A 19,189-nucleotide genomic window follows, 5' to 3' on the forward strand; every position below is an offset into this window, starting at 1 on the left:
TGCGCGAACCGGAGTGGTTAGCCACCCGGCCCACGCTCCAGGAGCTTGTACAGGTGGGAGCGGGAGATCCGCAATTGCTCGGCGGCGCGCTTCTTGTTGCCGTTGTGGCGCGCGATGGCGTCAACCACGGCGGCATAGGCGAGCTCGCTCATGCCCGCCGTGGGCTCGCTGGATGACCAGGCAGTGGGTGAGGGGGATGGCGGCCCGCCCGCTTCGCTATCCTCGTGCGGATACGCTTGCGCCAGCGGATGCACGCCGAGCTGACTTTCCATGCTCACTGACTCGCGCGCCGATTCCCCACGTGCAAAATCCGCGACGCCCAGCGTGCGGCCGTCGCAGAACACCAGCGCCTCCTCGATGCGCTGGCGCAACTGGCGCACATTGCCAGGCCAGGGCTGGCCGGCAAGGTGCCGCGCCACCTCGTGATCTATCCTGGGCACGGGCACGTTGTTGCGCTCGCAGAAAGCGCCAACAAAATGCTGCAGCAGGGCGGGAATATCCTCGCGCCGCTGCCGCAGGGCCGGAATGCGCAGCACCACGCCGCTAAGCCGGTAGTACAGGTCAAGGCGGAAGCGCCCGGCGTCGATGAGCGAGGGGATATCGCGATTGGTGGCAGAGATCAGGCGGAAGTCCACCCGCTGCGCGCGGCGGCTGCCCAGGCGTTCGACCATGTGGTCCTCCAGCACCCGCAGCAGCTTGACCTGCATCTCCATCGGGATGTCCGCCACTTCGTCGAGGAAAACGGTGCCACCGGCCGCCAGTTCGAGCTTGCCGGCCTGCCCCTGGCGCTGGCTTCCGGTGAAGGCGCCGGGCGCATGGCCGAACAGTTCGGACTCGATCAGCGTGGCGGGCAGGGCCGCCAGGTTGAGGCTGACCAACGGCCGTTCGTTGACCGGCTCCCGCCCGGTCACGTGAATGCCGCGGGCCACCAGTTCCTTGCCGGTGCCGCTTTCGCCCAGGATCAGCACCGGCACATCAAGGCGTGCCACGGTCTGGATCTCCCGGCGCAGGCGCTGCATCGGCGCGCTTTCACCGATCAGGCCAGGGATCGACGGGCCTTCCCGCAGGCCATCCAGCTCGCGCTGGTAACGCGCCACCTGCGAGCGCAACTCGGATAACTCGTTGTGCATGCGCACAATGGCTTCCGGCCCCTTGAACATGATCTGGCCGATGGCCCCAACCACTTTGCCGTCCTGGCGGATGGGGATGCGGTTGACCACGCGGGCGATGCCGTTCATCTGCTGCAACTGCCCGATCTCGGCTTTCCCGCTCGCCACCACCTGCGGCAGCCGTGAGTTCGGGATGACGTTCGCCGCGGGGCGGCCAATGCCTGCGCCGGCGTCCAGGCCCAGGAATCTCTCGTGCACGGGGCTGATAAAGCGTACCCGGCCATCCTGGTCGACCACGGTAATGGCTTGGTATGGGCCAGTCAGGAAGTGGTCGAGGATCGCACCCGCAAAGGGGACAGTGCCAAGGAAGTCAAGCAGCACCGCCTTTGTGTCGGCGCGGTGCAGAAGGATCAGTTGATGGCGACTGTCTTCCAGGCACAGCCCGATGTAGCGGTGAGCGCCGGCCTCAACGGGAAAAAGCCTGCGCCCGTCGGCCAGGTCCGTTGCACGGTCGCAGGCGGATTCCGCCGCGTCCGCAATGGCGGGGTCGGCACAGGCGCCGACCGCCGCCACCCGGCCGCCATCGCGCAAACGCACCAGGGCACCAAGCGCGACGGTTTCGGCTGCTGACCGTGGTGTTGTTGTTGAGGACACAGGCCGTCTCCATGGGTGTCCTCAGTGCGGACACATTCTGTCGTTGTGGCGGACATGATAGCCATGCCCGGGAAATTCTTCAATGAAATCAAGGGCCATGCAAGTGTCTTCAGGTTGGCATGGATAGTGCGTTACTAACGCCAATACATATTCCGCCGGCATCAACGGGAGACAAGCTGTGACCTGGCAGCCTGAAATCGACGAACTGGACTACCGGCGGCGGCTCGCCGCCCGCATGGGTGGCGAAGACAAAGTAGAGCGCCACAAGGCGGCCGGCAAGCTTTCCGTGCGCGAGCGCATCACCGGGATCGCCGACCCGGGGTCGTTCCGCGAGGTCGGCGGGCTGAGCGGCAGTGGCCGCTATGACAGTAACGGGCGGCTGGTGGATCTGGTCCCGTCGAACCTGGTCATGGGCCGGGCGCGCATCGGCGGGCGCCCGGTGGTGCTGGTGGGGGACGACTTCACCGTGCGCGGCGGCGCCAACGATGGCGCAGTGGGGGACAAGCTGATCCACGCCGAGAAGATGGCGCACGACCTGCGCCTGCCGATGGTCCGGCTGGTGGACGGCACCGGCGGTGGCGGCTCGGTGCGCAATATCGAGATCAAGGGCCACACCCTGATCCCCACCATGAAGGTCTGGGAGCACGTGGTGGAGAACATGTCCGTGGTGCCGGTGGTGTCCCTGGCACTGGGATCGGTGGCGGGCATGGGCGCGGCGCGTGTGGCCGCCAGCCACTATTCGGTGATGGTCAGGGAAACCGCGCAACTGTTCAACGCAGGCCCGCCTGTGCTGGCACGCGTCGGCCAGAAGCTGACCAAGAACGAGCTGGGCGGCAGCCACATCCATACCCGCAACGGCGTGGTGGACGATGAGGTCGCCACCGAGCAAGAGGCCTTCGAGTGCGCACGCCGTTTCCTGTCCTACCTGCCGCCCTCGGTCTACGAACTGCCGCCGCGGACCGAGTCGGCCGACGATCCGGCGCGCCGCGACGAATGGCTGCTGTCAGCCATTCCGCGGGACAGCCGTGCCGTCTACAAGATACGCCCGATCGTGCAGGCGCTGGTGGATGCCGATTCCTTTTTCGAGCTCGGCAGGCACTGGGGCTGCGCCATCGTCACGGGCCTGGCCCGGCTGGCCGGGTGGCCGGTGGCCGTCGTCGCCAGCGATCCGTGCTTCTATGGCGGCGGCTGGGACAGCGACACCGCGGAGAAATTCACCCGCTTTGTCGACATGGCGCAGGCCTTCCACCTGCCCGTGGTCAACCTGGTCGATATCGCCGGCTTCCAGGTCGGCCTGGAGACCGAGAAGGCAGGGACCATGCGTTATGGCGTGCGCGCGCTGGCCGCGGTCTACCAGGCGACCGTGCCGTGGTGCTCGGTCATCCTGCGCCGCGCGTACGGCGTGCCGGCAGCCGGCCACCAGCACATGGGGCGGTTCAACTTCCGCTATGCCTGGCCATCGGCCAACTGGGGCTCGCTGGCGATCGAAGGCGGACTCGAAGTCGCCTACAAGGCCGAGATCGAAGGCGCCGACGATCCCGTGCAGAAGCGCGCCGAGATCGAGCAGCGCGTGCGCAGCCTGACCTCGCCGTTCCGCAGCGCCGAGGCGTTCGTCATCGAAGACATCATCGATCCGCGCGATACCCGCACGCTGCTGTGCGAGTTCGCCGATCTGGCGGCACCGCTGCGCGAAGCCGGCATCAGCCGATTTGGCATCCGGCCTTGAGCGCCGCTTCTCCGGATTCTCGATCACAACAATGGAGACGACTGACCAGGCGCCGGCAACGCCCGCGCATGCTCGCTCGCAACCCAACACCCGCCGCCGTGGCCGCAATCGCGGCGCGAGCACGGGGCAATTGGCCGCGCAAGCCAATGACCATCATCTTGCCGCTTCCTGCCGGCGGTATGACCGGCCTGCTGGCTCGGCACTGACATCGAAGTTTGAATGAGGAGACTGAATTGAAAAAACTGTTGATCGCCAATCGAGGAGAGATTGCGTTGCGCGTCCTGCGCGCTGCGCGCGACCTGGATATCGGCACAGTCGCGGTCTATTCGCAAGACGACCTTAGCGCGCGGCACCGCATGCTGGCTGACGAGGCGCGTCCCCTCGATGGGGCGGGCCCGTCGGCCTACATCAACATTGCGGGGATCATCGCCGCAGCGAAGGAATCCGGTTGCGACGCCGTCCACCCCGGCTATGGTTTCCTGAGCGAGCGGGCTGATTTCGCCCAGGCGTGTATTGACGCCGGGATCCGGTTCGTCGGCCCGACGGTCGAGCACCTTGCGCTCTTCGGTGACAAGGGGAGGGCGCTGCGGCTGGCGGCGGAGAGCGACGTTCCCGTCATGCCCGCAACGCGAGGCGGCGCATCTCTCGAGGAAATCACCAGCTTCTTTGATGCGCAAGGCGATGCCGGCGTGGTCATCAAGGCCGTCGGCGGCGGAGGCGGCCGTGGCATGCGCGTGGTCCGGCAGCGCGAGGACCTGGCGGAAGCCTACGCGCGCTGCCGGTCGGAGGCGAGCTCCGCGTTTGGCGTTGACGCGCTGTACGCCGAGCGGCTGGTCAGCCGGGCGCGCCATATCGAAGTGCAGATTGCCGGCGACGGAGCCCAGGTGATCGCCCTCGGCGAGCGAGACTGCACCTTGCAGCGCCGCTTCCAGAAACTGGTGGAGATCGCCCCCAGCCCGGTACTCAGGCCGCAGCTGCGCGAGCAGATCATCAAGGCCGCGCTAAGGCTGGCACGCCGCGTCAACTACCAGAGCCTGGGCACCTTCGAGTTCCTGGTCGAGGAAACCGGGACCGGCGAGCAGAAGGACTTTGTCTTCATCGAGGCCAATCCCCGCTTGCAGGTCGAGCACACCATCACCGAGCAAGTCACCGGGGTCGATCTTGTCGCGCTGCAGATCGGGCTGGCAGTGGGGCGGTCCTTAAGTGATCTTGGCCTGGATCCCGCTTCGCCGCCGCAACCCAGGGGATACGCCATCCAGGTTCGCGTCAACGCGGAAATGACCGACGCGCAGGGCCTGGCACGCCCGGCTCACGGTCGCCTGGAGCGCTTCGACCCGCCTTCGGGTCCTGACGTTCGCGTCGACTCCCACGGCTACACCGGCTATGCGCCGTCGCCCAACTTCGACACCTTGCTGGCAAAGCTGATCGTGAGCAGCGCGGCGCCCGGGTTCGAGGTCGCGGTGCGGCGTCTGCAGCGTAGTCTTGCGGAGTTCCGGATCGTGGGGGTGCCGACCAACCTCAACCTGCTGCGGGCCCTCGCGCAGCGCGACGACTTCCTCACGCAACACGTACACACACGGCACTTCGAAGCGATACTGCCGGAGCTGATGGCCTCGGCGGAGGCCATTGCGGATGCCGAGCGTGCGCAGGAGGCGCTCTTCGCGGGCGCGGGCCGCCCGCCGGCTGCGCATGCGCCACGGTCCCCCGATATTGAGGAGGAGGTGGACGAAGGGTTGGTGGCGATCCGCGCTCCGCTGACAGGCCGGGTGGTGGAGATCTCGGTGCAGGTGGACGATATCGTCAAGCCGGGGCAGACGGTCGCGGTGCTCGACGCCATGAAGATGGAGCACGCGATCGCGGCGGAATGTGGCGGCCGCGTGGTCGACCTGCGACTGGAGAAGGGAGCGCTGGCAGCCGAAGGCCAGATCCTGATCGTGCTCGAGCAGGTCGAGGCCGATGGCGTATCCGTGGATGCCGCCCAGAAGGTCGACCCCCATGCGATCCGTGCGGACCTCCAGCGCGTGCTGGACCGGCATGCGTACCTGGATGACGCCGCGCGTCCCGACGCGGTAGCGAAGCGCCGTTCGCGCGGACAGCGCACGGCCCGTGAGAATGTCGCGGACCTGTGCGACCCGGATACCTTCGTGGAGTATGGCGCGCTGGCGCTTGCGGCGCAGGCCTCCCGGCGCAGCCAGCAGGACCTCATTGCCAACACCCCCGCGGATGGACTGATCACCGGCATCGGCAACATCAACGGAGGACTTGTCGGTCACGACCGGGCGCGCAGTGCGGTGATGGCCTATGACGCCACGGTGCTGGCGGGTACGCAAGGCAAGCGCAACCATATCAAGACCGATCGCATCGTCGAGGTTGCGCTGCGTGATGAACTCCCTCTCTTGCTGTTCGCCGAAGGCGGTGGCGGGCGGCCCGGCGACGTGGACTTTCCTTCGGTGTCCGGCCTGTATCAGCCGTCGTTTGCCGCGTTTGCCGATCTCAACGGGAATGTCCCGGTAGTCGGCATCGTTTCGGGGCGCTGCTTTGCCGGTAATGCGGCCTTCCTGGGCTGTTGCGACGTCATCATTGCTGACCGGTCCGCGAACATCGGCATGGCAGGACCGGCGATGATCGAGGGTGGCGGCCTCGGGGTCTTCAGCCCCGAGGACGTTGGTCCGGCTTCGGTGCAATTTGCCAATGGCGTGGTCGATGTCCTGGTTGAGAACGAGGCGGAAGCCGTGCAGGTGGCGAAGCACTACCTGTCCATGTTCCAGGGGCGCGTGGCGCACTGGAGCGCACCGGATTCCCTGGACTTGCGTCACGTCGTACCCGAGAACCGGTTACGCGTGTACGACACCCGGAAAGCCATCGAGGGGATCGCGGACATCGGCAGTGTGCTGATGCTGCGCAGCGGCTTCGGTGCGGGCATCCACACGGCGCTTGCCCGCGTGGAAGGGCAACCCGTGGGCATCATGGCCAACAACCCATATCACCTCGGGGGCGCCATCGATGCGGATGCCGCCGACAAGGCGGCGCGCTTCATGCAGCTGTGCGATGCGCACGGGCTGCCGATCATTTCGCTGATCGACACCCCCGGGTTCATGGTCGGGCCGGACGTCGAGGCACACGCCCAGGTGCGGCATGTGTCGCGCATGTTCCTCACGGCGGCCAAGCTGCGCGTCGCATTGCTGGCCGTTACGCTGCGCAAAGGCTATGGCCTGGGCGCCATGGCAATGGCGGGTGGTGGCTTCCGGTCAGCGAGCTTCACCATCTCGTGGCCGACCGGCGAGTTCGGTCCGATGGGTCTGGAAGGCGCCGTCAGGCTGGGCTTCAAGAAGGAGCTCGAAGCCGTTCCGGACGGGGCCGAGCGTAAAGCGCTGTTCGAAAAGCTGGTTGCACAGTCCTATGAGCGTGGCCACGCGATCAACACGGCCGCTGCCGTGGAAATTGATGCCGTGATTGACCCTGCCCAGACACGGAAATGGATTGTCCAGGGTATCGCATCCGCCGGCGTTCGAAGCCGCAGGGAGCGCCGCTCGTTCATCGATGCCTGGTGATCGCCATGCATACACAAGAGGGTTCCATGATGAAGAATGGTCCTGACGCGGCGCAACTGGCGTTGAATGGGCTGCGCGTACTGGAGGTCGGCACCGGTCCGGCGCTTGCGTACGCGGGCAAGTTGTTCTCTGACTTCGGCGCCGAAGTGATCAAGGTGGAGAGTCCGGCGGGCGACGCCTGGCGGCAGATGCCGCCCATGGTCTGCATTCCTGGTGCCGCGCAGCCGGAAAGCGCGCTCTTTGCCTGGCTGAATACCAGCAAGCGCAGCGTCACTGCGGATGCCGGAAGCGCCGAGGACAGTGCCTGGCTGGCCCAGCTCGCGCGAACCTGCGATGTGGTCCTGGATGCCCGCGCGCTGACCGAGGGTCCGGTCATCCTTGCCAGGCCTGTCTGGTCCGGCAATACAGCCGAGCGGCAAGGGCACGAGCCGATCGAGGTGGCGCTCACCTGGTTCGGCGAGAGCGGGCCCTACAGTCAGTATGCGGGCGCGGAAGCTGTGTGCCGAGGCCTCGCTGGCGCCGTGCATGGGAGCGGCCCGGTGGAGGGGCCGCCCCACATGCCGCACGACGTGCAGACCGCGGTCGTCGTCGGGCTTGCCGCATTCTCGGCCGCTGTCGCGGCCCTGATCGGACGCGCGCAAGGCAGCCGCCGATACGTGCTAAGTGTGCACGAGGCCATTTTCAGCGTGGTCGAAATGGAAGCGGGCATGGTGCCGGACAAGCGCCACCCGCTTCGGCGCCTCGGCGTCAACCGGTTCTGCGGCACGCATCCGGCTGGCATCTACCAGACCTCGGAGGGGTGGATCGGAATCTTCACGCACACGCTGCCTCAGTGGGTGGCGCTGTGCGAGGCGATCGGGCGCCCCGAGCTGGCCGGCGACCCTCGTTTCGCGAACGGCCAGGAGCGCATGGCCCGGGCGGACGAGATCGACGCGCTGCTCATCCCCGCGTTTCTCACGCGGACGGCCCGGGAGTGGTTCGAGATCCTTGGCGACAAGAAGCATCCGACTGTCATCGTCCCCACCATGGCGGAGTTGCTCAGCCAGGAAGTGCATCGGCGGCGCAACGCATTCGTCCCGGTCGAAGTAGGGGGAGTTTCCTTCGAAGGCCCCGTTGTGCCGCTACGCCTCGATGCGGCCGGGCCGTTGCCGGGCGGATCGGCTCCGGCGAAGGGCGCCCATAACGCCCTCTACCGGACATCCGGCCTGGATCACCACCCCCGTCTGCAGCTCCGGCGAACGTCTGCCGAGCAACTGCCGCTGCGGGGCATTCGTGTTGTCGACCTGACGATGGGCTGGGCGGGCCCCCTGGCGTCGCGAACCCTGGCCGATCTTGGCGCGGAAATCATCAAGGTCGAAAGCACCGGCTACCCGGACTGGTGGCGCGGCGCCAACTTCACTGAAGCGTTCTATCGGGACAGGCTGTACGAGAAGAATTCAAACTTCAACCTGATGAACCGCAACAAGCTGGGCATCACCCTGGACTTGACGCGCCCCGAGGGAAAGCAGTTGCTGCTGCAGTTGGCGGCGCGCGCGGATGCGGTGATCGAAAACTACTCTGCCGAGGTCTTGCCGAAGCTGGGCTTGGACTACGAAGCGCTGCGAGCCGTGAACGAGCGTCTGGTCATGCTGTCGATGCCGGCATTCGGGCTTGGAAACGCGTGGAGCAACACCCGCGCATACGGCGGCACGCTGGAGCAGGCCAGCGGCCTGCCGCTTCATACGGGCCATCCGGAGGGACCGCCGGCCATGACGTCGTACGCCTATGGCGATCCGATAGGCGGCTTGAATGCAGGGGCCGCAATGTTGCTGGCGCTGTTCGTGCAGCAAGCCACCGGTGAAGGCCGACATGTCAACCTGTCACAGGTCGAGGCCATGCTGCCAATGGCTGCGCCGTTCATCCTGGAGCAATCGGTCTCCGGAACGGTCTCGCCTCGCCTGGGTAACCGCCATCCCATGCACGTCCCGCATGGGAGTTTCCGCTGCGCAGGCGATGACGCGTGGATCGTTCTGACTGTCACTGACGCGCAATGGCCTGCCCTGTGCCGTGTGATCGGGAGGGAGGACCTTGCCGCGGATGCGCGGCTTGCCCAGGCGCCAGGGCGTCGCGCGCAGCACGACAGGATCGACGCGGCCATCACGTCCTGGTGCAAGGCCCGGGACCCGGAAGAGGCAATGCGCCTGTTGCAACGGGCGGGCATTGCCGCGGGCGTGGTTCGGCCCATGTCACAGGTGCTGCAGGACGCCCACCTGCACGCACGGGGATTCTGGCGTGGCGTCGAACGTGCCCACAGTGGCATGTACACGGCCAGCACCGCCTGGTTTCGCACTGGAAGCGAGCCCGTGCCGATCCGCAACGCTGCCCCGACCCTGGGAGAACACACTGAGGAGGTGTTGACTCGCGTGCTTGGACTGAGCGCAGGGCAGATCGCGGACCTGGAACGCATGGGCATCACAGGAAAAACCGCGAAGCCAAAGTCCTCGAAAGGGGCGGCGTAAGGTCAGAAAAAGTTTCGAAGACTACTACCCAAGAACAGGAGACAAGAATGAAGGAACTCAAATTTACGTCGCGCCGCCAGAGGGTCGCAGGCCGATTCAGAATGGCTGTCGCTGCGCTGGTCGTCCTGACTGGCGCAATTTCCGGTCCGGCCGCAGCCCAGCATGCCAGCTGGCCGAACAAGCCGATCAGGATGATCGTTCCATTCCCGGCCGGGTCATTCACCGATACCGTGGCGCGCGTCGTGTCGGAGCACCTCAGCAAATCCCTGGGGCAGCCCGTGATCGTGGACAACAAGGCGGGAGCGAACGGGTTGATTGGCGTGGCAGAGGCTGCCAGGGCTGCGCCAGACGGGTACACCTTGCTGCTTACGAACTCCAGCAGCATCACCATCAACCATCAGGTGTACAAGAAGAGCAACTACAAGCCGAAAGACTTCACGCCGGTCACGCTAGTGCTCGAGGCGCCATTCATCCTGGTCACGAACCCGGAGTGGTCGCAGAAGAATTCGGTCGGCTCGGTAGCGGACCTTTTGCAATTCGCCACGCAGTATCCCGGGAAAATCAGCTATGGATCGGCGGGCCCGGGCAATATTGCGCATCTCAGCTTCGCCATGTTGAACAACCGGGCAAAGATCAAGACCACGCATATTCCCTACAAGTCCTCTGCGCAGGCGGAGATGGCCGTGATGAGTGGTGAACTGGAGACCGCCTTTGACACCTGGAGCGCCCTCCCTCAAATCAAGGTAGGGAAGCTGAAACCCCTCGCCGTCAGTTCGTCAAAGCGCATGGCACAGTTGCCCGAAGTGCCCACCTTGGAGGAAGCCGGCATCGCGCCTTTCAACGTGACCTTCTGGATCGGCATGCTCGCGCCGGCCGGCACGCCGCCGCAGATTGTGCAAAAGCTGCATACGATCACCCGTGGGGTGCTTGATGACGGCAAGGCAAAGGCGGCGTTGGGTCAGCAGGGCGACGTGGTGATGATCGACTCCGCGAACTTCGCGAAGCGCATTGAGAAAGAGGATGCCAATTGGGGGGCTGTGATCCAGCGCGAAGGAATCACGCCGGATTGACCCGCATTACCGGATCGGGTCGAGGGACCGTCGCGAAGGCCAGGCCCTGCTTTGGCGCGGTCTCCCCATCGGGCGCGCCCGATCCCAAAAGATGAAACGGCGGGGGTCAAGCGTCACTTCGTGACCGCGTTTCCTGGTAGTCGGCCAGCTTCTCGCCGTCGACTTCCACGAGCTGGTCCAGGCGCAGCGTTTCGCCAGTCCTGAGCGTCAGGTATTCAGCGCCACCGCGGCTGTACACATCGGTAATGGTCGCGGTACGTTGCCGTGGCGTGCCATCGGCGTCGCGATAGCGGATCTGCGCGGGCCTGCGCACGGTGGCGAGGTCTTCCAGGCGGTCGTGGAACTCGCAGGCGATCGGGCTGTACTGGGCGGCTTTGCTGGTCATGCAGTGGGTCCTGTGTGCTTGTTCATTCGCTGTCTTTCACCGACTGGATCAGGTTGTTGCGTAGCGACGCAACTGCCTTCTGCATCCGTGCGAACTCGTCCGGGGCCAGGCCGGTTGCGCCGGCGAGGCCGGATTCCAGGCGCAGTTCGCGCAGCTTGCGGCCGGCCTTGGTCAGGCTGACGCGTACCTGGCGCTCGTCTTCGGGGTCGCGCTGCCGCACCACGTAGCCCATCGCCTCCAGCTTCTTCAGGATCGGTGTCAGGGTGTTCGATTCCAGGAACAGCTTCTCGCCCAGGCTGCCGACGGTCTGGTCGTCCTGCTCCCATAGCGCAACGATGGTGATGTATTGCGTATAGGTCAGCCCCAGCTGCTCAAGGATCGGCTTGTAGGCCTTGCCGAAGGCGAGGTTCGCGGAATAGACCGCGAAGCACAGGAAGTCCGAGAGCGTCGGGTCTGCGGCGGGCTTGTCGGTGGATTTCATTTGCTGCCTCGTTGGCCAAAGACGGATGGATTGCAGGCGTCGATTATAGATCGTATGCGATTGGATCGTAGGTGCGATGACTTCCCGCGGCGGTCACGCGAGCCCAAGGGGAGGGCGCCCGCGACCGGCGGCAAATCGTGCGAACCATCTGGCCTCCGAGTGGCTGCGCGGTCTCAGGCGCGCGCGCCGTCGAGGTAAGGGTCGACCTTGCCGCGGGCGCCGTCGGTGTAAGGGCTGCGCGTGCCGTGTACCGATCGCGCGCCGTCTGTGTACGGATCGGCTGCGCTGGTGACCGAGCGGGCGCCATCGGTGAAGGGGTCGCGCGCCGATCCGGCGGCTTGCGCGGCGGCAGCGGTCAGCAGGGCGGCTGCGACAACGGCGTAGCGGGCGATGGTGGTGATCGTGCTCATGGTATGCATCCTTGATTCAGGTGAATTGTTGCCGTATGCGATTAAATTGCATACGACTATTTTGCGGCAATGAGAAGGGCAGGGAATTACGAAGTAAATACGTTCAGCGCCACGTCGATATTGCCGCGCGTTGCCTTCGAGTAGGGGCAGATTGCATCGGCGGCGTGGGCCAGTTCCGTCGCCGTATCCCGCGCCAGGCCCGGCACGCGCAGATTGAGGCGTGCCTGCAGGAAGTACTCCGCGCCGGTCTGGCCCAGGTCGACTTCGATATCCACAGCCAGGTCGGACGGCAGCTCCAGCTTCATTTCCTTGGCCACCAGGCCGACCGCGGCGATGTAGCACGCCGACCAGGCGCCCGCGAACAGCTGTTCCGCGGTCGGGTGCGGCTGGACGGCCGGGAACACGTGCGCCGGGGTGGCGCTGTCGCCAGGCGACAGCGCGATGTCCAGCGTGCCGTTGTGGCCGCGCGAGGTAACGCCGGCGCTGCTGTGCGTGGTGTGGGTCTTGCCGGTGGCGAGGACTTTTTCGATCTTGCTCATGGAATGGATCTCTGGTGGTTGTCGGTTCTATGTAAATCGCATCCGTTTAAATCGCATACGATATAAACAATACTGGAACATGGGTCGCGCCTTGTCAAGGAAAAATATCGAATGCCCGCAGCGGAGCGGGGGAAAGCGCCCGGGCCGACGCTTGCGCAGCGCTGCCGATCCCCAGCACTTGCCCAAGTCGCTTGTTCTCCACAATTACGCCCTGATCGATCTGGGGCAGCCGGTCATGGAGGCGTTGTAGGACAGCGCCCGCTGAACCATTGGCGGCGCGCTCCATACAATAAACGCAGCGCGTTGCCGACGGCGGCAGCCGACAGCAAGGAGCCGAAGATGAGCAAGCCAGTATTCTCACTGCATCGGATCGATAGTGCCCCCGCACTGCACGGGCACCGGTCTCCCGTGCTTCATGTCTTTGATCGCCTTGCCGGCGCAGCCACGAGGCAGGCGGGCTCGCCTACGGCATTCATGCTGGCGGTCGGCGTCGTGGTGGCGTGGGCTTTGACGGGTCCGGTCTTCCACTACTCCGAAACGTGGCAGCTCGTGATCAACACCGGCACCACCATCATCACCTTCCTGATGGTCTTCCTGATCCAGCAGAGCCAGAACAAGGACGCCGTGGCCGTCCACCTGAAGCTGAACGAGTTGCTTGCCTCGCACAAGGAAGCGAGCAACATGCTAGTCTCGATCGAGGAACTCGATGAGGACGAGTTGCGCCAGTTGGTCACCTTCTATCGCCAGCTGGCGGAGCTTGCCGACAGGGAAGGCGGGCTCAAGTGCAGCCATTCGCTGGACGAGGCCCGTGAGAACCACGTGGCCAAGTACAGGGCCCGTGCGGCGCGGCCCGGTGGGCAGCCCACGCGCAGCGGCGACGATTCTCCCGGCGGCATCGAGATCCCTGCGCATTGAACCGGCGTCCATACCCGCAATGAGACTGTCGTGCCAGACATCGGCAAGCAACGCCATGATGCGCGACCTTGCGCGCGACCTGCGCGGGCGTCATGCACTGATGGCTGCAGGCATCGTCGTAATCCGGGCCCCGATGTTGCGTGGCGTGCCATCTGCCTTGGCACTGTTCGCTGACGGCTAGCAAGGTTGTTTCTTCGTCGCCTGAACGGACTGGGGCACAACCGCAGGTGTCTGGCATTGGCGTGCACCTTGTGCCGGATGTGGCACCTGACGTCCCGCATGCGAAGCGTAGGCAGCAACGGGTACCCGGCCCCGCGCCCGCATATCCTTATCGGCATTCCTTCGTTCCCTTATTTTCCGGCGCCGTTAAGCTGGAGTGACATCCTTCGCGCCGGGAGCCATGCACATGCCGGAGCGCCGGGCGCGGGATGCGCTGGGTGTTCGCGTCGCCTCGATTGCCGACCAGCCCGCCACCGATCGACGATGACGAAGCCATGGCAATCTACCTGGATGACATCCAATGCGCCGATATCGCGCGCGCCTCCCGCCGTTGGATATGGCGAACGGAGGTGCCTACCTGGCTGCTGATCGCGGCGGTCCATAGCGCGTGGTTTGGCATCGCGTTCAACGCCACGCGCATCGGCCTGCCGCTGGCTGTCGCGCTGCTGGCTCTCGTCACGGCCTGGTATATGTCTTTGCAGCACGAGCTGCTGCATGGCCACCCGACCCGGCTGGCCTGGCTCAATGCGCTGTTCGGCATGGCGCCGCTGGCGGTATGGTTTCCCTACGGGCTGTATCGCCGCGAGCACCTGCGCCATCACGAGGCCGACGATCTCACCCATCCGGGCGCCGATCCGGAGAGCTATTTCATGCTTTCCGGCGACTGGCAAGCGGCCGGTCCGTTGGGGCGGGTGTTGCTGCGCTGTCGCAATACATTGGCGGGACGTGTGCTGATCGGCCCGGCCTTTGCCATCGCGCAGACCGCGGCCGGCGCGGGGCGCAAGGTGCGCGACGGCGATCTGCGCGACCTGCCGATGTGGCTTGCGCACCTGCTGGCGCTGGCCGCGTTGCTGGCCGGGCTCGACAGCATTTGCGGTATCGCGCCGTGGCTGATGCTGGCCGGCGTGGCCTATCCGGCGCTGTCGCTGTCGGCGGTACGCTCGTTCCAGGAGCACCGTGCCCATGCCTTGCCGGCATGCCGCAGCGTGATCAACGAGGCCGCGTGGCCATGGCGCTTGCTCTTTCTCAACAACAACTATCACCTTGTCCACCATGATTTGCCTGCGGTGCCCTGGTTCGCGCTGGGACATATCTATCGTCGCCGCGCGGCCGACTACCAGCGGCGCAGCGGCGGTTTCGTGGTACACGGCTACGGCGAATGGCTGGCGCGCTTCGCGCTGCGTACAGCCGCGCCCGTGGTACATCCGCTGTTTCGCGGTTCTGTACGTGAAGCGGTGCCCGTTGCAACAGGAAGCGGGCAGGCCAGCAACGATGCCCGTGCGCAACTGACGGGGTGAACGTGGAAGACCGGCCGATGACCGAACGCAAGCACTGGGTGGCCGCGCTACCCATGTATAACCTGACACCCGCGCTGCATACGGACTGGCTGGCGCTGATCGCGCGCGTGGCCGACCTGCTCGCGCGGCAACGCGACCCGCTCCGGCTGAGCGTCGTCGAGCCCGCCGGGACGGTGGAGGCGCTGCACAAATTCTGGCGCCGACCGGACCTGTTGCTCTCGCAAACCTGCGGCTATCCGCTGGTGCAGGGCCTGCGGCGCCATGTGCGCATCATTGGCACGCGACGGTTCGATGCGCCGGGCTGCGATGGCGCCAGCTATACCAGCGCCATCGTGGTACGCGCCAATGACGGGCCCGCCACGCTCGCCGCGTGCCGCGGATTGCGCGTGGCCTATAACGACGAGGGCTCGCACAGCGGCATGAACGCGCTGCGCTACGCGGTGGCACAGCTGGCGCGGGACGGCCGCTTCTTCTCCGGCACGGTGCGCACCGGGTCGCATCTGGCATCGCTCGACGCCGTGGCCAACGGCGCGGCGGATGTCGCCGCCATCGATTGCGTCACGCTGGCGTTCGCGCGCGATCACCTGCCCGAGCGTCTTGTTGCGCTGCGCCAGATTGGCAGCACCGAGGCCGCTCCCGGACTGCCGCTGGTGTCTTCGCGCCACGCCGCTCCGGCGCTTAGCGCGCGTGTTGGCGCGGCGCTGGCGCAAGTGCTTTCCGGCGAGCCGGCACTGGCGCGCCGCTTGCGCTTGCGCGGCATTGCGCGGACCGGACTGGCCCACTACGAGCCGGTAGCGCTGATGGCCCGCGCCGCGGTGGCGGCCGGCTACGCGCGGCTGGTCTGATCGTGGCGCAACGCAGCCGCGTCTGCCAGCGCGCGCAGGGCGTCAGTCGCGGGTGAAGGGCACCGGGAAGCTGTACTCGCACAGCGGGATACCCGCAAACGCGGCGCGTGCGCGCGCGGCGGGATCGCGCCGTGCCTCCCATGACTTGCCCGGCAGCGCGGGGGTGCTTGTCAGCCATCGTAATGGCTTCCGGTGAGCGCCGTGGGACGCAGGCCGGTTTGTATTTGCAGGACTGCTGCTACGGATCGGAGTATCGCCGTTGAGTACTGCGCGATTTGCGTGACTGGTGCCAGCCGTGGCGCACTTTGGTCGCAGGCGATCCGACCTGCAATGCCGGTGCCCTTAGGTGATACACCGTTCAGAAAAGCGCTGGCCTCGTTGAATACCCCTCGGTCCATAGATTCCACCGCCACCAATTGACGCGGTGCGATGCCAAAGACCCGGTATGTCCCGCGTCATCGCCGGCGCGGGAAGCCGCGTGTCACGAATGTCCTGGCAAAGTCGCCAAATCCGCAACTGCTGCAGATGCCAAGATCGTTCGCCAGTGCCTGGGCGCGAGTGAAGCAGGGGGGGCAGGACAAACGACAAAAGCGCTGCACTGCGCACGCGTCCTTAGGGGCAGGCAAAAAACGGAAGCGTGGATGGCGATGGCGGGCATCGTCATTCTCCCCAACTCGCGGCTGCTCGGCAGGCATCGCATGCGCCCTAATTGCTGCTGATTGTCGCCATCATTCGCATCACGTGCCGCGCCATCGACAGGCCACTCGCACGCACCCTCGCCTTGACTCCACCACCATCCGTCACTTTCCGCACCTTCATCCGTGAAGTGCCTCATTAGGCTGTTTATTCAACTCACCTCACGGGACACGGATTGGTAATCCTCGCTGCCTGCCCGTCGCATCCAAAGATACCGCGCGGCATCAAAGTGGATTAAAGGGCGCAAACAAGAGGGCAGCATTTGACGATCTCTCACCCGCAACGGGCGATCCGCATGTGCGCCAGGACGGTCGTTGTGCATTGTTGCACCAGCAAGTTGTAGATACTCGTCGTGCCACAGCAACAGTTTGCTTGGAGGTGTGCGCATCCGGCAGCTCTTTTGTCGACTGGATCTCAATTGATAATCATTATCATTTATATTCATGCGCTTTCGTTAATTTCTTGTTGCAAGGAAGTAGAGCCATGAACACCAGTCGTTGCGGCAAGCTGCCCGCCGCACCCCAGACCTCGCTGTGCGCGACAGCGCTCGCCGTCTCCATTCTGTGCTTGGCGCCGCAACTGACGTCCGCGCAACAGACCAATGAGCAGTCGACGCAAAAGAGCAATGCCGAACATGTGCTCGATACCGTACAGGTAACCGGTAACTGGCTGGGCACCGGACTGGAGAACAGTGTGAAGACGTTCGCGGGCGCGCGCACCGTCGTCAACGAACAGCAGATCGAGCAAAGTGGGGCAGCGAGCATCGGGGACGTCATGCGACGGATTCCAGGGGTGCAGTCAACCGATAACTCCGGCACCGCCGGCAGCGCTATCTCGCTCAATATCGGCGTGCGTGGCCTGACCGGCCGGTACACGCCGCGCTCTACGGTCCTGCTCGACGGCATTCCGATGGCGGTGGCGCCCTACGGGCAGCCCCAGCTGTCCTTCGCGCCGGTCAGCCTAGGCAATATCGAGTCGATTGATGTGGTGCGCAGCGGTGGCGCGGTGCGGTATGGGCCGCAGAACGTTGGCGGCGTTATCAACTTCAATACCAAGCCGATTCCCGACGGGCCGGAAATCACCGGCGATGCCTCGATTCGCGAGAACATCTACACCGAAGGCGGCGGCAGCAATACGCAATACAGCGCATTTGTCGGCACCACGCTCGAGAACGGTCTGGGACTGGCCCTCCTGTATTCGGGCATGGCAGGCCGCGAATGGCGCAAGGGCAGCGATGACGATGTTAACGACGTCGCCTTGAAGTTTTCGTATGACATCACCGGCAGGTCGCGGGTCTACGGCAAGATGTCCTACTACGATGTGCGCTCGCGCACGCCCGGCGGGCTGACGGTGGCACAGTACAACGCGGACCCGTTTCAGAATACGCGGCCGAACGACTACTGGAGCGGCAATCGCACGGGCTTCGACCTGGGATACGTGAACACGATCTCCGCTAGCCAGGAGTTCGAAATCCGCACTTTCTTCAACGACAGCTATCGCCAGAGCACGCTGCAGCAGAGCGCCACCCAGATCGCGCACCAGCCTCGCAACTACTCGACGTTCGGTATTGAACCACGCTACACACAGCGCGTGGCGCTGGGCCCGACCCTGCATGACATCACCGTCGGATACCGCTATATCCGCGAGCGTGGCGATGACAACGCGTACAACCAGAGCCTGGTGACCGGCGTGGCAGGCCCGACCACCACGTTCGATAACGCAACCGATGCCCACGCCGTCTATATCGACGACCGTATCGCCATCGGGAGTTGGCGCATCGTGCCGGGCGTGCGTTTTGAACATATCGACACCACGCGCCAACAACGGGGGGCGACATCACAGTTCGAAAGCATGAATAACAAGGCACTGCCATCGATCAACGTTTCGTATCTGGTGAACAACGCATGGATCATGTTCGCTGACTACAGCACGTCGTTCGGACCGGTGCAAAACACCCAGCTCAATTCGCAGACACCGAACAATCCGCTGCAGCCGGAAGTGGCCCGTACGTTCGAACTGGGTACCCGTTGGACCGACAACCGGATCAAGGCCGAATTGACCGCGTTCAAGATCAAGTTCGACAACCAGATCCTGCAGGTGCCGGGCCTGTTTCCCGCCACGTTCCAGAATATCGGCGCTACCGATCACGATGGCGTGGAAAGCGCGATCGATTACACGTTCGATCGCGCCGGTCTGCTGGCGGGCCTGAATGTTTACGCCAACTACACGTACACGCGAGCGATTCAGAAGTCGGGCGCTACGGCCGGCCAGGACGTACCGTTCTACTCGCGCAATACGGATACGATCGGTGCTCGCTACGACTGGCGCAACTGGACCTTCAATGTCTCCACGACGCATCAGAGCTCGCAGTACTCCGACTTGGCCAATACGGTTGCCGAGTCGGCGGATGGTAGCGTGGGGCGCATACCGGGCTTCCGTACCTGGAACCTTCAGGCCATGTTCAAGGTGCCGCAGTGGAAGCGTACCGACATCACCATCGGCTTGAACAACGTGTTCGACAAGCGTTATTACACACGTACCACCGATAGCAATGCCGGTCGTCTGGTCGGTGCGCCGCGCATGGTTTACATCCAGGCACGCGCCGGCTTCTGAGGCCGATTCAGGAGCGGCCAGGCGGTATCGGCAGACCGCTTTTGGCCGGCCCGACCAGGCACCAGTCTTGAGCTGCGCATTGAGCGCTGCGGCCCGGAGGCCGGCTGCCTCGCCAGTAGGGTAGGCCTCGCAGCCGTCGCCTTGGGACTCCCCCAGCATACCCGCGCGATCGACGGAGGA

The 19,189-nt window shown here is 64.9% G+C and carries 13 protein-coding genes; 8 read left to right on the top strand and 5 right to left on the bottom strand.

Annotated elements, in window-relative coordinates:
• Positions 1 to 17: 17 nt before the first annotated feature.
• Positions 18 to 1,763: a sigma-54 interaction domain-containing protein gene (locus tag AC1DS6_RS01160; RefSeq protein WP_441631314.1), complete on the bottom strand. Its 1,746-nt coding sequence runs from the start codon at positions 1,761 to 1,763 to the stop codon at positions 18 to 20.
• A 178-nt stretch (positions 1,764 to 1,941) separates the two neighbouring features.
• Here AC1DS6_RS01160 and AC1DS6_RS01165 point away from each other — a divergent pair, with 178 nt between their 5' ends.
• From AC1DS6_RS01165 to AC1DS6_RS01180, 4 genes are all read left to right on the top strand, one after another.
• On the top strand, positions 1,942 to 3,489 hold the full coding sequence (locus AC1DS6_RS01165; RefSeq protein ID WP_441631316.1) for an acyl-CoA carboxylase subunit beta: 1,548 nt from the start codon (positions 1,942 to 1,944) through the stop codon (positions 3,487 to 3,489).
• Positions 3,490 to 3,722: 233 nt separating this feature from the next.
• A complete protein-coding gene (locus tag AC1DS6_RS01170; RefSeq protein WP_477101756.1) occupies positions 3,723 to 7,040 on the top strand; it encodes an acetyl-CoA carboxylase family protein in 3,318 nt (1,105 codons plus the stop codon).
• Between the two features lie 26 nt (positions 7,041 to 7,066).
• A complete protein-coding gene (locus AC1DS6_RS01175) occupies positions 7,067 to 9,538 on the top strand; it encodes a CaiB/BaiF CoA-transferase family protein (protein WP_441631349.1) in 2,472 nt (823 codons plus the stop codon).
• 47 nt (positions 9,539 to 9,585) lie between these two features.
• Positions 9,586 to 10,608: a Bug family tripartite tricarboxylate transporter substrate binding protein gene (locus AC1DS6_RS01180; RefSeq protein WP_477101757.1), complete on the top strand. Its 1,023-nt coding sequence runs from the start codon at positions 9,586 to 9,588 to the stop codon at positions 10,606 to 10,608.
• Positions 10,609 to 10,714: 106 nt separating this feature from the next.
• On the opposite strand, the gene AC1DS6_RS01185 is transcribed toward AC1DS6_RS01180, so the two are convergent.
• From AC1DS6_RS01185 to AC1DS6_RS01200, 4 genes are all read right to left on the bottom strand, one after another.
• Positions 10,715 to 10,993 (bottom strand): hypothetical protein, encoded by a 279-nt coding sequence (locus AC1DS6_RS01185; protein WP_477101758.1) that lies wholly within the window; start codon positions 10,991 to 10,993, stop codon positions 10,715 to 10,717.
• 22 nt (positions 10,994 to 11,015) lie between these two features.
• Positions 11,016 to 11,474: a MarR family winged helix-turn-helix transcriptional regulator gene (locus AC1DS6_RS01190; RefSeq protein ID WP_441631323.1), complete on the bottom strand. Its 459-nt coding sequence runs from the start codon at positions 11,472 to 11,474 to the stop codon at positions 11,016 to 11,018.
• Between the two features lie 173 nt (positions 11,475 to 11,647).
• Positions 11,648 to 11,884, bottom strand: coding sequence for a hypothetical protein (locus AC1DS6_RS01195; protein ID WP_477101759.1), 237 nt, complete (start codon positions 11,882 to 11,884; stop codon positions 11,648 to 11,650).
• 86 nt (positions 11,885 to 11,970) lie between these two features.
• On the bottom strand, positions 11,971 to 12,423 hold the full coding sequence (locus AC1DS6_RS01200; RefSeq protein ID WP_441631327.1) for an Ohr family peroxiredoxin: 453 nt from the start codon (positions 12,421 to 12,423) through the stop codon (positions 11,971 to 11,973).
• A gap of 339 nt (positions 12,424 to 12,762) precedes the next feature.
• Between AC1DS6_RS01200 and AC1DS6_RS01205 the strand changes: the two genes are divergently transcribed.
• From AC1DS6_RS01205 to AC1DS6_RS01220, 4 genes are all read left to right on the top strand, one after another.
• The gene (locus AC1DS6_RS01205; protein WP_441631329.1) at positions 12,763 to 13,338 is read left to right on the top strand and encodes a low affinity iron permease family protein; all 576 of its coding nucleotides are present in this window, start codon (positions 12,763 to 12,765) and stop codon (positions 13,336 to 13,338) included.
• A gap of 494 nt (positions 13,339 to 13,832) precedes the next feature.
• A complete protein-coding gene (locus tag AC1DS6_RS01210; protein WP_477101760.1) occupies positions 13,833 to 14,855 on the top strand; it encodes a fatty acid desaturase in 1,023 nt (340 codons plus the stop codon).
• Positions 14,856 to 14,872: 17 nt separating this feature from the next.
• The gene (locus AC1DS6_RS01215) at positions 14,873 to 15,700 is read left to right on the top strand and encodes a phosphate/phosphite/phosphonate ABC transporter substrate-binding protein (protein WP_477101761.1); all 828 of its coding nucleotides are present in this window, start codon (positions 14,873 to 14,875) and stop codon (positions 15,698 to 15,700) included.
• Between the two features lie 1,179 nt (positions 15,701 to 16,879).
• The gene (locus AC1DS6_RS01220; protein ID WP_441631351.1) at positions 16,880 to 19,009 is read left to right on the top strand and encodes a TonB-dependent receptor family protein; all 2,130 of its coding nucleotides are present in this window, start codon (positions 16,880 to 16,882) and stop codon (positions 19,007 to 19,009) included.
• Positions 19,010 to 19,189 lie beyond the last annotated feature (180 nt).

The sequence above is a fragment of the Cupriavidus sp. 05L310 genome (assembly GCF_056398185.1).

Bases quoted from the DNA above. Each gene is read 5' to 3' on its own strand.
- AC1DS6_RS01175 (WP_441631349.1), top strand. From the start codon at position 7,067: ATGATGAAGAATGGTCCTGACGCGGCGCAACTGGCGTTGAATGGGCTG.
- AC1DS6_RS01180 (WP_477101757.1), top strand. From the start codon at position 9,586: ATGAAGGAACTCAAATTTACGTCGCGCCGCCAGAGGGTCGCAGGCCGA.
- AC1DS6_RS01185 (WP_477101758.1), bottom strand. From the start codon at position 10,993: ATGACCAGCAAAGCCGCCCAGTACAGCCCGATCGCCTGCGAGTTCCAC.
- AC1DS6_RS01190 (WP_441631323.1), bottom strand. From the start codon at position 11,474: ATGAAATCCACCGACAAGCCCGCCGCAGACCCGACGCTCTCGGACTTC.
- AC1DS6_RS01195 (WP_477101759.1), bottom strand. From the start codon at position 11,884: ATGAGCACGATCACCACCATCGCCCGCTACGCCGTTGTCGCAGCCGCC.
- AC1DS6_RS01200 (WP_441631327.1), bottom strand. From the start codon at position 12,423: ATGAGCAAGATCGAAAAAGTCCTCGCCACCGGCAAGACCCACACCACG.
- AC1DS6_RS01205 (WP_441631329.1), top strand. From the start codon at position 12,763: ATGAGCAAGCCAGTATTCTCACTGCATCGGATCGATAGTGCCCCCGCA.
- AC1DS6_RS01210 (WP_477101760.1), top strand. From the start codon at position 13,833: ATGGCAATCTACCTGGATGACATCCAATGCGCCGATATCGCGCGCGCC.
- AC1DS6_RS01215 (WP_477101761.1), top strand. From the start codon at position 14,873: ATGACCGAACGCAAGCACTGGGTGGCCGCGCTACCCATGTATAACCTG.
- AC1DS6_RS01220 (WP_441631351.1), top strand. From the start codon at position 16,880: ATGAACACCAGTCGTTGCGGCAAGCTGCCCGCCGCACCCCAGACCTCG.